The sequence below is a fragment of the Neobacillus driksii genome (genome assembly GCF_013409995.1).
GTDB lineage: Bacteria > Bacillota > Bacilli > Bacillales > Cytobacillaceae > Neobacillus > Neobacillus driksii.
This window is the reverse complement of record NZ_JACCBX010000002.1, coordinates 471118-486237: the sequence shown is the minus strand read 5'-3', so window position 1 is coordinate 486237 and position 15120 is coordinate 471118. Positions and strand designations below refer to the sequence as shown.

Annotated in this window: 12 protein-coding genes and 1 pseudogene; 11 read left to right on the top strand and 2 right to left on the bottom strand. The window is 37.1% G+C overall.

The window, feature by feature from the left end; genetic code table 11:
* The first annotated feature begins 94 nt into the window (after positions 1–94).
* The 4 genes and pseudogenes from F4694_RS05615 to F4694_RS32040 form a co-directional block, all read left to right on the top strand.
* Positions 95–811: a 2-keto-4-pentenoate hydratase gene (locus tag F4694_RS05615; RefSeq protein ID WP_257029139.1), complete on the top strand. Its 717-nt coding sequence runs from the start codon at positions 95–97 to the stop codon at positions 809–811.
* A 45-nt stretch (positions 812–856) separates the two neighbouring features.
* Positions 857–1639, top strand: coding sequence for a 2-keto-4-pentenoate hydratase (locus F4694_RS05610; protein ID WP_179595902.1), 783 nt, complete (start codon positions 857–859; stop codon positions 1637–1639).
* Positions 1640–1700: 61 nt separating this feature from the next.
* Positions 1701–1889 carry a 4-oxalocrotonate tautomerase gene (locus F4694_RS05605; protein WP_179595901.1) on the top strand — a complete coding sequence of 63 codons (189 nt, stop codon included), beginning with the start codon at positions 1701–1703 and terminating at the stop codon, positions 1887–1889.
* 355 nt (positions 1890–2244) lie between these two features.
* Positions 2245–2364, top strand: a pseudogene (locus tag F4694_RS32040) (group II intron maturase-specific domain-containing protein); the annotation flags it as partial.
* Positions 2365–2765: 401 nt separating this feature from the next.
* Here the strand turns inward: F4694_RS32040 and F4694_RS05595 are convergent.
* Positions 2766–3830, bottom strand: coding sequence for a tyrosine-type recombinase/integrase (locus F4694_RS05595; protein WP_179595900.1), 1065 nt, complete (start codon positions 3828–3830; stop codon positions 2766–2768).
* Between the two features lie 510 nt (positions 3831–4340).
* Positions 4341–5804, bottom strand: coding sequence for an alpha/beta hydrolase domain-containing protein (locus F4694_RS05590; protein WP_218895526.1), 1464 nt, complete (start codon positions 5802–5804; stop codon positions 4341–4343).
* Positions 5805–6079: 275 nt separating this feature from the next.
* Between F4694_RS05590 and F4694_RS05585 the strand changes: the two genes are divergently transcribed.
* The 7 genes from F4694_RS05585 to F4694_RS05555 all read left to right on the top strand — a co-directional run bounded on the left by F4694_RS05585 (position 6080) and on the right by F4694_RS05555 (position 15065).
* Complete coding sequence (locus F4694_RS05585) at positions 6080–7402, top strand: prolyl oligopeptidase family serine peptidase (RefSeq protein ID WP_257029138.1); 1323 nt, start codon at positions 6080–6082, stop codon at positions 7400–7402.
* A gap of 220 nt (positions 7403–7622) precedes the next feature.
* The gene (locus F4694_RS05580) at positions 7623–9260 is read left to right on the top strand and encodes an apiosidase-like domain-containing protein (RefSeq protein WP_179595897.1); all 1638 of its coding nucleotides are present in this window, start codon (positions 7623–7625) and stop codon (positions 9258–9260) included.
* Between the two features lie 86 nt (positions 9261–9346).
* Positions 9347–10360 (top strand): LacI family DNA-binding transcriptional regulator, encoded by a 1014-nt coding sequence (locus tag F4694_RS05575; protein ID WP_179595896.1) that lies wholly within the window; start codon positions 9347–9349, stop codon positions 10358–10360.
* Positions 10361–10707: 347 nt separating this feature from the next.
* Positions 10708–12195: an ABC transporter substrate-binding protein gene (locus F4694_RS05570; RefSeq protein WP_179595895.1), complete on the top strand. Its 1488-nt coding sequence runs from the start codon at positions 10708–10710 to the stop codon at positions 12193–12195.
* 317 nt (positions 12196–12512) lie between these two features.
* On the top strand, positions 12513–13418 hold the full coding sequence (locus F4694_RS05565; RefSeq protein WP_257029154.1) for an ABC transporter permease: 906 nt from the start codon (positions 12513–12515) through the stop codon (positions 13416–13418).
* Positions 13419–13435: 17 nt separating this feature from the next.
* Complete coding sequence (locus F4694_RS05560; protein WP_179595894.1) at positions 13436–14323, top strand: carbohydrate ABC transporter permease; 888 nt, start codon at positions 13436–13438, stop codon at positions 14321–14323.
* 91 nt (positions 14324–14414) lie between these two features.
* A complete protein-coding gene (locus F4694_RS05555; protein WP_179595893.1) occupies positions 14415–15065 on the top strand; it encodes a YesL family protein in 651 nt (216 codons plus the stop codon).
* Positions 15066–15120: the final 55 nt, after the last annotated feature.

Sequence of the window (15120 nt, the reverse complement as noted above, 5' to 3'; positions counted from 1 at the left end):
AATACATATCTAGTAGAAAGGATGTATTTAATTGATAAGTAAAATTTAAAAGTTTGCAGCTCAATTAATTGAAGCTGAACAAACCCGCGTTGGAATGGATCCGTTAACTACGTCAGATCCAGAAATTTCGATCGATGAGGCATATTATATTCAACTGCAAAATATTAAAAAGAAGCTAGTTGAAGGACAAAAAATAGTCGGTAAAAAAATCGGCTTAACTTCTGTAGCAGTGCAAAAAATGTTAGGTGTGGATGAACCAGATTACGGACATCTTTTAGACAGCATGGTAGTAGAAAATGGCGGAACTATTGACATTAAAACCATGCTTCAACCAAAAATTGAAGGCGAAATTGCTTTTATTTTAAAAAAAGATCTAAAAGGTCCTAATGTGACTGTCCTTGATGTTTTACAAGCAACAGATTATGTTGTCCCCGCTTTAGAAATTGTTGACAGCCGGGTTCAAGATTGGAAAATCAAATTACAAGACACAGTTGCAGATAATGCTTCTTCAGGATTAGTCGTATTAGGCGGCAAGCCGACAAAAATTGAAGATATTGATCTTGAATTAATTGGCATGGTATTAATGCAAAATGGTGAGGTTGCCAATACCGGGGTTGGGGCGGCTGCTCTTGGAAATCCGGCTTCTTGTGTTGCATGGTTGGCAAACCGTTTGGCTGATTATGATATCACCCTAAAAGCGGGGGAAGTAATTCTCTCTGGTGCACTTTCTAGCATGGTGGTTGCAAAGCCTGGTGACAACTTTACTGCAAGATTTGCTCATCTAGGACAAGTAAGCGTTAACTTTAAATAATTTGGCTTGAATAGATCATGGACTTGTATCTGAGGAGGAAAAGAAATGGCTAGTGAAATCTTTAAGCAAATTGCAGATTATCTTGAAGCTGCAGAATTAGAAAAACGTGAAGTTGTAAAAATCACAAAGACAATTAAACCTGATTTAACTATGGCGGAAGCATATCAAGCACAAGAATTGCTTGTTCAAAAGAAATTAGATCGAGGACACAAAATCGTTGGTCCTAAAATGGGCTTAACAAGTAAGGCAAAATGGGATCAAATGGGTGTTTCTGAGCCAATTTATGGATATGTATTTGATTATATGCTTGTTGATAATGGCGGAGTCGTTCCTTTTCAAATTCATCCAAAAGTAGAGGCTGAAATTGCTTTCCTTATTGGTGAGGATATTGAAGGACCTGGAATTACTGGTGCCCAAGTATTAGCAAAAACAGAATATGTTTTGCCGGCACTTGAAATCATTGACAGCCGTTATGAAAACTTTAACTTTACCCATACAGATGTTATTGCTGATAATGCATCTACTTCAAGGGTTGTTTTCGGAAATACACTAAGAAAACCAAGTGATTTTGATTTGGAATTAATGGGTGCTACACTTTCGATTAATGGTCAAATTAAAGATCTTGGAGCTGGTGCAGCTGTTTTAGGGCATCCAGCCAATGCAATTGCTGTGTTAGCCAATATGCTTGCCAGAAAAGGCGACAAGATTAAAAAAGGTGAAATCATCATGTCTGGTGCCTTAACAAGTGCTGTCCTTTTAAAAGTAGGGGATTTTGTTTCCGGAAAGTTCGACGGACTTGGAGAAGTTACTTTTACTGTTGGTGAATAAGGTAATTAAAGTTAAGATAAGGTAAGATTGAAATTTTATGAAGGATTGAGAGTGATAGATTATGCCGCTTATTCAAGTACATATAATGGAAGGCAGACCCCCTGAAAAAATAAAAGCATTAATTGAAAATATTACTGATACAGTTGTTGAAACATTAGATGCTCCTAAACAAAGTGTCAGAGTTTTGGTTAATGAAATGCCAAAGACTCATTGGGGAATTGCCGGAGTACCAGCTTGCGAAAGAAAATAAAAAATAGTAACAATGTAAACGTCAAATAGTCCCCCATCTGTCGATTATCAAAACCAACAATAAAAATAAAAAAAGATAAATAACATGAGTCTTGCATTTTTCGCTTTGGATCCTAAAAAAGACAATACTAAATAAGGGTTTAACCTATTCAGTTTTTTAAGCCCACAATTTTAGACATTTCAGTACTTCAGCCAGAGGTCTTTGGGTAATTCCTTGTTGATATGCATAGAGAATCAAAGGACCGAGATGACCTTTTCGAATTCGGCGAACAGTGATGGACTGGAAACTGCAGTAGAAAGCAAAAAAAGATCTTACGGACCTTTCAAATATGTTTAACTCAAAAATCATAGGCTAAATAAACTACTATGGTAAGTTCTACAAACCCGAAATGTACTCAACATTAAGGCATATTAACGAAGCCTTAATAATGTGGGCAAGGAAGAAATATAAAAGGCTCGCCCGTCATAAGAAAAAGGCAGAATATTTTATGGGTAGAATTTCGAAACAAAATCGCAGACTCTTTAAGCACTGGGAAATAGGTATCAATCCTACGGCTGAACAACCGGAGCCGGATGAGCTGAGAGGTTCACGTCCGGTTCTGTGAGGGGCTACTGGGGAGGTACCAGTGGTCTACTTGCCTTGTTTGTTGTTTTCAATATAAAAGTGAAGCTGAACAATTCTTCCATTCGCTAAAGTTAAGGTTAAAGAAATTTAACTTAGAAATAGCTGAGGACAAAACCAAAATTATTCCCTTTGGACGGTTTGCGGAGATAAATGCAAATCAAAAGGGGAGAAGTAAACCAGATACCTTTGATTTCCTTGGTTTTACACATTACTACGGGAAAAGCACAAGGAAAGTTCCGAGTAAAACGGAAATCAAGCAGGAAGAAAGTCCAGGGAAAACTCAAAGAATCTAAAGAATGGTTGAAGAGTAATAGAAAAAAAGATATTCATATGATTATGGATAGATTTCGACGCTAACTGGTTGGCTATTACAACTACTATTGCATCACAGATAATACCCAAAGTGTTATCAGCATGGTCCAGGATTTTCTGTAACGTGAATACATCACCGTCGTTTAGAATGTAATTTCGTGCAAATGTATGACGAAACATATGAGGGTGGAGCTTTGGTATGTTCAATTTCTGCTTAAGTCGATTTAATCTTTTCCTAAAGGCGTCTGCAGTAAAATCATCCCCGTAGGCGTTCATAAAGATCCGTGAACCTTCACCAAAATATTGTTCAGTTTCAGCAGCTAATTGTTTCAACCTTTTAGTTATTTCACGGCTAATTGGTATTTCTCTCTGTTTTCTATTTTTAGCGATTTCTGAGGGAACAATAAGAGTGTTATGTTGAAAATCAACATGTTCCTCAGTAAGCGACATGGCTTCGTTAATTCTTAATCCTCGCCACTGAGCAAATAGTTTATCATCATAGGAAGCTAGAATCATATCGATTTCCTTGTCAGTCAACCCCTGAACCTCTTCATGTAAGTCATCTTTCACAAGGGGGATATTGCTTGATGGGTTTTTGGTTAAGATTCCTTCTTCGGATAAGAAACGGAAAATTGCTTTAATGTTTCTTAATCGGATATTAATCGTATATATAGATAACCCCTTTTTAGTTCTCTCACGTTGTTTATCACCTTGATAAGGTAATCGATCTTTTTTTAAATAATATATATAACTTCGTAAAAGCGTACTGGTGATTTCATCAATATATTCAATATCATTATTTAACCAATCCCTGAAGTATCGAACTGTATCATAGTATCCTTTGATAGTGCTTTTACGTAAACCCTCAGCTTCCTTCGCGTGAATAAAGATTTTGACAGCGTCTTGGATGGTATGTCGGACATCAGGTGTCTGTCGGTCATGACGGAACTGTCGGTCATTGGTCGATTTTGTTTGTCCTCGTTGTGCAATAAATGTACGTCCCATAAGTTATTTTGCCCCCTGTTTGGATGCTGCATGTCCTATAGTCACAAAACTTCATGTCCTACAGTGTAGCGAAAAAACAGCAAAAAAACGCTAATTTATCGCTATACCTCAACCATCATAAAACAACGGTTAAATAGCTTTAAATCAGCGTTTTCAGGCTTTTGTACGTCCCGAAGAGGATTCGAACCTCCGACCTACAGTTTAGGAAAAGTAGGAAAAGGATTAAATCGTTAACAAAATTTTTATCAAGATGTTAATTTATCAAGCTTTTTAGTTAATTAAAATTAATCTAGTAAAATAAAAATAATATGGTTTTACTGAGTTTTTCGGCAAATTTTCGGCAATCAGATACCCTCCAATCCGTGATCCATCACCGATATTTCAAAACAGTACGTTCTTCCAATTGATAAAAAAATACCAGAGCATAGAAATATTTTGCTGGGTTGCAAACACTTCAAAAGAAGTAATAATAAATGAACTAAACAGTTAGGAAAAATGAAATTATGACCTTTATTCTAAGCCTCTGTTTGTTGCAATAGAAACAACTCTTTCAATCAATTCGTTACGATCTTCAGGCAGGATAAAGCCAAGAGAGATGGCGTTGTCAGTACTTTTCGTAACCAATGAACGATAATTTTCAAGAGTACCATAAAAAACTTTCAATTGCTCCCGAGAAAAGGGCATTACATTGCCAAACATGGCCTGTACACTGCCAGTAGCCGTTTTACTAAAACTGGTATAAACACCAGTAGGGCAATCTGCAGCTGGATGCCTGATCCCGCCAACTGTATTCCCAAAATGATCTTTAACATTTTCCGCAAAGCTGCCAAACGGGTCTTCTACCGTATCTGGGTTGATGGAAATTCTTGTTTTGATTTTAGGTGCATGTGGTGCAGGGATCCTATATTTTGCCCAATTGTATAAATGGAAAAAAGCTGCATTATAGATTGGTTCATAAGGACAATCCATCGGTTCGCCTTCGCACCCTTCCCATGCATTTGTGATATTAATCTTGTTCAGGTCTTCACGTCCCTGACCTTCATAATATTCGATCAGATTATAATGGGTGTCATGGCTGGAAGCAGGAATCTGCCAGGTACGAAATTTGAAATCAGGTTCGTCGAAATCACCAAACCAGTAGGCAAGCCGGTTCTCACTTTCCGTGTTAACGGCAATTACCGGTTCTTTTCCACCAAGAATACTGCCCTGCGGGATGCCGCTTTGAAAGAAACGGGCAGTTGTACTTGGACTGTATGCATTGAGCGGGGCGTTCGTTGCGCCGCAGCCGGCCAGCAGGTATCCGTCAAAAAGAGGTCCGTCTGCTGTGTTTTCTTGCAAATAGGCGAAAGAATGCAGGATTCTTGCAAGATAACTGCCTGATTGAGACCAGCCAGTTAAATAAAGCATTGCTTTTCCATAGTCGGAAACTGGATTGAGGGCATGATCCGTTCGCAGAAGTTTTGCAAGATCAATGAGCATATCCCAGAACAGTCCACTTTCATACTGCGAAAGAAATGGGAAAGGTCCTCCGAGAATTTCTGGGGATGGGATGCGTTCCGGTTGAGGATTGCTCCAGTTGATTGCTTCATACCGCACAGAATCAAATTTCTTTAATGAATCAACAACATGTCCTTTGCTAGTAATTCCAATATAAATATCTCCGTTACGTGTGAAGAATTTCCAACTGTTGACCCACATCCGGTCAATATCAATCATTGCCGTAGCATTAAGAATTTCAATGACGATATTGCCGCTGAAGTTCTGTTTCTCTTTAGGGCGGCGGATTAGAAGCCGGGTGGTATAGGGAGCATTGGAAATAATGACCTCAGGCTTTTGGTCCTCTGATTCTTCATAAATGTTTGCAGTACCTGACATAAAATACTCGTCTTCTATATAGTCGATTTCGGTAAAACGGCATTTCTCTGCAGCAGAAGCAAAAGGCCGAGTACTGTCAGTAGTGGGAATGTAGTTCATCTTCGTGATAATGGTATTACCTCCTCCAATAGTTATACTTCCAGTATGAAACATAGTTAAGTGAAATTCAATAGATTTATAACAAAACAAAAACCTAAAAAATAAAAACGTTAGGTAAATATTCACTGTTAATGACCTAACGATTTAAATATAATCAAATTATCATAGATTGAAGGAGGTAGCTAAATGTATACCAAGGAATTTATGACGCAAACATGAAAACAGGTAATTGTCCCTTTTTACAATGTCTGCGAAAAGTAGAGGAGGTAGTAGAGTTGGTAGGTAAAATTAAACAAATATTGTTTCTAGTGATTGTAACAGCTGTTATATTTTCTTTCGGTTTAAGTGTTTCTGCACAGGACAAAGAAGGTACGTACAGAACCGTAATCGAAGTTCAGGACTTTGGGCCGGTAATTACAAAGGTAATAGTTGAGTTAGGTCATCCAGTTCCGAAAGGCGCAGTTACGAAAGATACTTTTAATGTGCATGTTGAAAAGACAGACCCAAGGGTTCCTGAGGGCGGTTGGGGAGCACATGTTGAAGGTGACCGTACCGTAACGAATGCTTATGTTTCTGACAAAGATGGTAACCAAATTGATAATGGAACAGGAAAGTACGCTGTCTTAGAAATGGAAATTGGTCCAAATGATTTATTAGGTTCAACTGTAAATTATGACTTCGCTTCAGGTCATAATGATTGGGTTGACTACGACTATACCATCACTCAAGTAAATGATATCATAGCACATCCAGGAAAAAGTGGGAAAATTTCTGATTTAGAAATTGATACATTCGCAGGAGAAACTAGAGTCCTTGTGGATGATTTCACTACTGGTGAAGCTACATATGGTGATATCACATTATCTTATGCTGATTTCAAGCCTGTTAAAGATAAGGGTCAAAATCCACTCATTATCTGGTTGCATGGTGGTGGTGAAGGTGGAGTGGATCCAACGATTGCCATTGGTGCCAACAAAGCTGTTGCTTTCGCTTCTGGTGAAGCACAAGAAATCTATGGTGGTGCCTATGTATTAGCTCCGCAAGCACCTACTTATTGGATGCAGGGGAAAACTAGTCCTCTTGACGGAACTTCTATCTATAGTGATGCTCTAATGGCTTTGATTCAAGATTATGTAGCGAATAACCCAGATATTGATCCTAATAGAATCTATATCGGTGGTGCTTCAAATGGCGGATATATGACGATGTTAATGATCCGAGATTATCCAGGATATTTTGCAGCGGCATTTCCAGTTTGTGAAGGCTTATTCGATACACGCGTAACCGATGAGGATATTGTAAAGATGATTCAAACTCCTATTTGGTATGTTCATTCCAAAGCTGATAAAGTATTAAATCCTAACTTTACCTCTATTCCAACATACAATCGTATGATGGAGGCTGGTGCAAATAATGTTTACTTATCATTATTTGAGGATGTGCATGATACATCGGGATTATATACTAATGCTGATGGACAACCACATGAATATGATGGTCACTGGTCTTGGATCTATGTATTCAATAATGCACCAACCGCAACAATCGACGGTGTAAAAACAACGATCATGGGATGGATGGCGGCACAGTCAAATTAATAGATAACTATAGAATAAAAAACTGCACCCCGTTGATGGGCACTCAACAAGTGGGGTGCAGTTTTTTATCCTTTCGGCATGAAATAACATTAGGAAAAAACTAACAGAATTAAAACATAACAAATTCCTAAAATATTTATACTGTTAGGTTAAAATAGATTGATGTTAACCTAACGAAATAGTTATAATCAAATTATAATAAATTAGAGGAGGTAGCACCATGATTGCCAATGAATTTATGACCCAAACATGGAAACAAGTAATCCTTCCCTTTGAAATTGACTGCCAGTATGAAAACCCGTTTTTGGATGTTTCTATTGAAGCCGTTTTTACTGGTCCTTCTGGACAAAAAATCGTCCGGGAGGCATACTGGGATGGAGGTAAAACTTACAAAATTGCGTTTGCTCCTACAGAAGTGGGTCAGTGGAAATGGATTTTGAAAGCTCCGGAAGAAACAGGATTGAATGAGAAAACAGGACAGGTAATCTGTATAAAATATGAAGGTACTCTTCCCATTTATAAACACGGTTTTCTAAGAGTGGATGCTTCACGCAGATTTTTGACGTATCAGGATGGAACTCCGTTTTTCTGGTTGGGAGATACGCACTGGGCATTTGCTTATGGAGAGAACTGGGATGAATCTAACCATCCACAAATGGATAGTATGTTTAGGGGTATGGTGGATCGTCGTGTAAATCAAGGCTTTACAGTTTATCAGACAAATCTGCGCAGCGACCCAGGCAGTTGGGGAGGAGCAGATAAGTATTGGTTGGAGGGCAAAATTGGTTCACTGCCTAATGTTCATTTCTATCAGGAAGAATTGGATCGGAGAATGGAGTATCTAGCAGAGAGTGGTCTAGTAAATGCTCTTGGCTTTGCCTGGTTTATGTCGATTCAAAATAACATCCCTCTGTGGAAAAATATGGCGCGATATATTATAGCGCGTTATGGTGCATTACCGATGGTCTGGACCCTTGCTGGAGAAGTTGCTGGCTATTTTGGTGAACCATCGAGATCCAAATTTATCAATGGTTGGCGTGAAGTAGCAAAATATATTGAGGAAATTGACGGATACGGACAGCTGCAGACAGCACATTATACGAATGAGCGTCCTTTTGCAGACTATTATTATGATGAGGATTGGTTTGACTTTACCCTAAATCAAGCTGGCCATGGTGATTTTAATGTGAGAGCTGAGGATTTTTACGAGTATCGGAAAGCACATGCGGACAAACCGTTTGTAGAAGGGGAGAGTATGTATGAATTCTGTTCCACATTAGAAGAAAACGGAACTAGATTATGTACTGCGGATATGGTACGCAAAGTTGCTTATACAGCCATGCAGGTTGGCAGTTGCGGTTATACCTATGGTGCACAAGGCATTTGGGATAATGTTTGGGACAAACCGGAAAAACCAGATCCTTTTAACACCTTTAACCGGTTTGGTATTACCTGGTATGAGGCATTAGATGGTGAAGGTGCCGTGCAGATGGGATATATGCGTGAGTTTTACGAAAAACAGCATTTTGAGAAATTGGTACCAATTGCAGTGTCTGCGATTAGTCCGTTCGGAAATTTGTTAGGTGAAGAAGGAAAAGTCGATATGTTTTCTCCGTTGGCAACAGCAAATTCGGATAGAAGTCATATCAACATTTACTATAATGAGCATACTAGAGGCGGATGCAGTATCTCTGGATTGAAACAGGAAGAATATACTGCTTTATGGTTTGATCCGAGGACGGGAGAATATACATCAGCGGTGAAATCTTTTATTCCAAGTGAGGGAAAATGGGAAGCGCCTGCGAGGGAACAAGGCGGAGACTGGCTAATGGTAATCAAATTGAATTCTGCAAACTAACATGTTAAGATAAATTACACTATATTTTTGGAAAATGTTTGTTTCAAAAAATAGATTTGTAGAATGGAATTTTGGGGATGAAAATCATGGCAGGCATATCGATGAGAGAATTGGCAGAGGCTTTAGGTGTAAGTGTGGCTTCCGTTTCTGTAGCTTTACGTGGGAAATCTGGAATTTCTGATGAGACAAGGGTGCGTATTCTCGAAGAAGCGAAAAAAAGAGGATACGATATGACAAAACTCAGCATATCTGAATCAAAGGGTATCATTGAAATTATAGATTATACTTATTATAACCTTAAAGCTGGTGCAACGAAAGAAATGTTTACTTATTATACCCAGTTTATCGATGCAGCCACGGCTGCTATTGAAGATTATGGTTATCAGATGGCTGGTCCTTATAATCCGAAAGAACCGGGTTTTGCGTCCAGACCCTCTGCCTCCGGAGCGATCCTGCTTGCTGCTGCGATTACGCCAGAGGAACTTGAACTATATCAGAAAGGCAAAAAATCTTTCGTTGTTTCGGGAAATTCTATGAACAGAATGGCCGTAAATACAGTTTCCCATGATAATTATTATGGAATCGCGATGGCCCTCGATCATCTGATCACATTGGGTCACGATAAAGTAGGATATATTTGTTCTATTCACGGAAACATTGGTACAGAAAGATATCATGCTTTTTTATCAGAAATGGCAATAAAGCAGATGGCACCGGCAAATTACCTGGATCTTAGGGGAGAAGAAGCCGACAGCATGCTGAATGCAATAAATGACTGGCTAGATCATAATAAACTGGAAGCGACTGCTATTATCTGTGACAACGATTTTGTAGCAGCTTCTATGATGCGGGCATTAAGGGAGCATCGAATGATTCCAGGTAAAGATGTTTCTGTGATTGGATTCGACGATCAGCCCTTTTCTGTTTTGCTGGAACCGCCTCTTACCACTGTTCGTACGTTCGAGGCTGAACTTGGGGCTGCATCAGTAGAACAGTTGGTTTATTGTCTAGAACATCCAGAATATAAATTCAGGCATCTTTATATTGGGACAGAGCTTGTGATAAGATCAAGCACTTGCTCTGTCTCTAATAATAATTGATAAAGTGGGAGTATTGGGATTGAAAGAAGACCTTTTGATTCAATGAGGTGGAGATGACAAACGGTTGAGCTCATGTATCATTTATGATATATGGGCTTTTTTAGGAAGCTAATATGCTTATCAGATATCTACGTAGAACTCTATAATTCTGCAAAAAAAGTTATGAGTTTAGATCCGTTAGACTGTCGAAGTTCTTAAGAAAGTCAGAAAAGTCGGAAAAATTAAAATTAAAGGTCGTATTATTAGTAAGTCCTTTTTTAAACTATGGATTAAACTAAGAATGTAATTGATAGCGCTTTCTCGGAAGGTTATCAATAAGCATAACTAAAAAAGGGGGAAAGAAAAGAATGAAGAAAACTAAATCGTTTGCAAAATTCTTCATGATCATCCTATCAGCAATTTTAGTGATGGCAGGATGCTCTTCGAAGGAAAGTAACACAAGTAATGGTGACTCGAAGGCGGCGCCATATGAGGTAACGATCGCTTATTTGTCGTTTGCAAACATAGACGACCTTCCAGCTGTCCAGGAAGAAATAAATAAAATTACCAAGAAGAAAATTAATGCAACCGTAAAACTGATGCCAATTGGCCCCGCTGCCTGGCAACAACAGTCTAACTTAATGTTAACAGGTAACGAAAAACTTGACCTTATTGTAACTACAGCATCAGGCGGTTTTCTTACACAGGCCGCTAAAGGACAATTTATTGCTTTAGATGATTTACTTAAATCTCATGGACAAGATATCTTAAAAGTAGTTCCTAAACATCTGTTAGAAGGAGGGAAGGTTAAAGGGGAAATATACGGCGTTCCTAGTATGAGAGACTTTGGTATGAATTACGGATTTGGAATGAGAAAGGATATTGTCGATAAGTATCAAATCGATCTTTCTAAAGTTAAAACCTTTGCTGATTTAGGAGAAGTGTTTAAACTCATTAAAGAAAATGAACCTACATTAATACCAGTAGTAAACGCTAAATCTGTTGCCAATCCTGTAACTGTAGTAACAGGTGGACTTTATGATCAACTCGGGGATTACCTGGGGGTAATGTCATTTAAAGATAAAAAAATCATTAATCTGTTTGGAGACCCGGATTATATCAAAGCACTAGAATTAGTTAGAGAGTGGTACAAAGCTGGATATATAGCAAAAGATGCAGCAACATCGACAGATACCCCTGAAAGTATGATTAAAGCGAATAAAGCGTTTGGTTTCTTTAATCGTATGAAACCAGGGTATGAGGTACAGGAACAAAGTATGACAGGCTATGAAATGGTAACAGTCAGATTAACAGATGTATATTCATACACTGATGCTGCAATAGGTATTAATTTGTCCATTGCCAGAAATAGTCAAAATACAGAAAAAGCAATGGAATTAATGAATCTATTATATTCAGATAAAGATATTATGAATTTATTAGCTAATGGTATAGAAGGGAAGCATTATCAGGTAAAACCAGATGGCACCGTTTCACTGCCTGATGGTGTAAAAGAGTCTAAGTATGTATTTAATCAGTGGGAAATTGGAAATAATTATTTAACTTATCCTTGGGAAGGAAATTCTCCAGAACTCTGGGAAGAAATGAAGAAGTTTAATGATTCAGCAATTCTTTCTCCTGCATTTGGATTCCAATTTAATCCGGACCCAGTTAAAACAGAAATTGCAGCAGCTACCAATGTGTTAAATCAGTATAAGGATGGTCTTGAAACAGGAACTTTGGATCCAGAGAAGAGTTTACCTGAATTTAATGAGAAACTAAAAGCTGCTGGTCTAGATAAAATTATTGCAGAGAAACAAAGCCAATTTGACAAGTGGAAAAAAGAAAATAAGTAAGCAATGAAGAGAACTAGAGTGATTTGCTAGTTCTCTTACTTATAAGTCCTATACTGCATAATTACAATTAATTATATAATTTCTATCTATTGTTCCTCTGGGCAAATTAAAAAGTCGGATAAACAAAAATAGATGGTCGTAATGCAAAAAGCTTATAAACATGAAGTCTATTATAATTAAGAGTATAGAGCAGAGGTTTATGAAATGTTAGTGAAAACAACTTTTAAAAACAAGGGGGAATAGGGATGTCAGAAATAACAATGAAAACAGCGGATACAGACGTTCAGTCGGTACCTGCAAAAAAGATAAATAAAAGGATGGTAAAATTTAGTAGATATTTTCCTTTATTTATTATGTTGGTGCCTGGATTAATTTATTTATTAATCAATAACTATTTACCGATGTTTGGACTAGTTATTGCATTTAAGGATATTAATTATGCCAAAGGGATTTTCGCTAGCGATTGGATTGGATTTAAAAATTTCGAGTATTTATTTAAGACCAAAGATGCATTCATTATTACAAGAAATACAATTCTCTACAATGGGGGATTTATTATCTTGCATACTGTAATCGCAATTGGAGTAGCAATAATGCTAAATGAAATCAAAAACAAGCTTATGAAAAGCTTTTATCAAAGTGTCATTCTATTACCATTTTTGATTTCAATGGTTATTGTTAGTTATTTAGGATTCGCCTTCCTTAGTGTCGATATTGGGTATTTGAATAAAACATTGTTGCCAATGCTTGGTTTGGAAGAAATCCAATGGTATTTTGAAGCTAAATTTTGGCCTTACATATTAACCTTTATCCATATTTGGAAAAGTGTGGGTTTCTTTTGCGTGATTTATCTTGCAGCAATTATTGGAATCGATAAAGAATTCTATGAGGCGTCCACTTTAGATGGAGCATCAAAGATGCAACAAATTTGGTATATCACCATTCCCTCCATTATGCCTGTAATTATTATGATGACTTTACTTGCCATAGGACGTATTTTCTATTCTGACTTTGGATTATTTTACCAAGTACCCATGAATTCAGGTGCGATCTATGATACAACAAATGTTATTGATACATATGTGTATCGTGGATTGATGCAGCTTGGAGATATTGGGATGTCAGCTGCGGCAGGTTTATATCAATCAATCGTCGGATTTGTTCTTGTGTTGATTTCTAATTATATTGTCCGCAGGAAAAACAAAGAAAATGCATTATTTTAAATTGGAGGTTGAGCTGGATGTATAAATCTGACCGAATAACTCAGTGGGTTTCTCACACAATTCTATTACTTTTATCAATAGGTAGTATCATTCCTTTTATAATCTTAGTATCTTCTTCTTTCACAGATGAAGCAACAATATTGAAGGATGGCTATTCCTTTTTTCCAAAAGAGTTTAGCTTTGCGGCGTATGATTATCTTTTGAATAATTCAGGAAGTATTTTAAGGGCATACGGGATTACTGTTTTCGTAACGCTTTTCGGGACCATCTTAAGCCTTACAATCACTTCACTGTTAGCATATGCACTCTCTCGTCGTGACCTTCCATATAGAAATACTTTTGCTTTCATTGTTTTCTTTACCTTACTATTCAATGGTGGTATGGTTCCAACCTATCTTGTTTATACAGAAATATTTGATATTAAAAACACGATTTGGGCTTTAATTATTCCAGGATTATTAATGAATGGCTTTAACGTATTATTAATGAGAACATTTTTTATTACTTCCATTCCTGAACCAGTAATCGAATCAGCAAGAATAGATGGTGCAGGTGAATTTAGAACCTTTTTCTCTATCATTCTGCCACTTTCATTGCCAATCTTAGCAACAATTGGTTTACTTCAAACCATCACGTATTGGAATGATTGGTTTAATGGACTTATCTATCTTACAGAACCATCTTTATTTAGTATTCAAAACATTTTAAACAGAATGCTTGCTGATATTCAGTTTTTGGCAAGTAATAATCTAGGAGGTAATGCCGCTGAGGCTGCTTCACAAATTCCGAGTACTGGAGTTCGAATGGCAATTGCAGTTATTGGGGTATTACCAATATTAATAGCCTACCCTTTCTTTCAAAAATATTTAGTAAAAGGGATTGCGATTGGCGCTGTAAAAGGGTAATCAATTCCTTTGATGAAAAACAAATAAAATGGTCTTTTGTAAAAGCCCAAAGGGCCATTTTATTTATTGTTCTAAAGAAGGGGGATAACAGATGGGAAGTTTTATGAGAGGATTCTATAGTATTTGTGAATGGATCATGAGGTTTGCTTATGTAAATATTCTTTGGTTTCTTTTTACCTTTCTTGGCCTTGTTGTTTTTGGTTTTTTTTCTGCAACCACCGCTATGTTCGCAGTAGTCCGTATGTGGGTATTGAAACAAACAGATGTCCCTATATTCAAAACATATTGGATAACATTTAAATCTGAATTTATCAAGAGTAGTCTGTTAGGAATTTTGACTTTTATTTTCGGGTTGTTCATGTATTTTAATATAACGATTATTGAAGCGACGACGATACCTTTATTAAAACTTCTTTATATTCCAAATGTAATGGTCATTTTGATCTTTCTGCTTACTCTTTTATATATTTTCCCGGTATTTGCTCATTTTGATTTAAGCATAAAAGAGGTAATCAAAAATGCATTTATCTTAATGTGTATTAATCCCATTGCAACATTTACCATGGGCATTTTATCTGGCTTTCTTTGCTTTCTCTATTATAAGTTCCCTGGTTTGATCCCTTTTTTTAGTGGTAGTCTAATAGCTTTTTTGCAAATGACGATAAGTAATTATGTGTTTACAAAAATAAATAAGAGTCATCTGATGGAGTCGGATGGAGTAGCTGAAGGATTTGGCAAATGAATAAATAAAAATATTTACCAATAAAGGAGTTTTCCCAATGATTTTCACTGAACAT

Excerpts from the sequence above, each read along its gene's own strand:
- F4694_RS05615 (WP_257029139.1), top strand. The coding sequence starts at position 95 with ATGGATCCGTTAACTACGTCAGATCCAGAAATTTCGATCGATGAGGCA.
- F4694_RS05610 (WP_179595902.1), top strand. The coding sequence starts at position 857 with ATGGCTAGTGAAATCTTTAAGCAAATTGCAGATTATCTTGAAGCTGCA.
- F4694_RS05605 (WP_179595901.1), top strand. The coding sequence starts at position 1,701 with ATGCCGCTTATTCAAGTACATATAATGGAAGGCAGACCCCCTGAAAAA.
- F4694_RS05595 (WP_179595900.1), bottom strand. The coding sequence starts at position 3,830 with ATGGGACGTACATTTATTGCACAACGAGGACAAACAAAATCGACCAAT.
- F4694_RS05590 (WP_218895526.1), bottom strand. The coding sequence starts at position 5,804 with ATGAACTACATTCCCACTACTGACAGTACTCGGCCTTTTGCTTCTGCT.
- F4694_RS05580 (WP_179595897.1), top strand. The coding sequence starts at position 7,623 with ATGATTGCCAATGAATTTATGACCCAAACATGGAAACAAGTAATCCTT.
- F4694_RS05575 (WP_179595896.1), top strand. The coding sequence starts at position 9,347 with ATGGCAGGCATATCGATGAGAGAATTGGCAGAGGCTTTAGGTGTAAGT.
- F4694_RS05570 (WP_179595895.1), top strand. The coding sequence starts at position 10,708 with ATGAAGAAAACTAAATCGTTTGCAAAATTCTTCATGATCATCCTATCA.
- F4694_RS05565 (WP_257029154.1), top strand. The coding sequence starts at position 12,513 with ATGGTAAAATTTAGTAGATATTTTCCTTTATTTATTATGTTGGTGCCT.
- F4694_RS05560 (WP_179595894.1), top strand. The coding sequence starts at position 13,436 with ATGTATAAATCTGACCGAATAACTCAGTGGGTTTCTCACACAATTCTA.
- F4694_RS05555 (WP_179595893.1), top strand. The coding sequence starts at position 14,415 with ATGGGAAGTTTTATGAGAGGATTCTATAGTATTTGTGAATGGATCATG.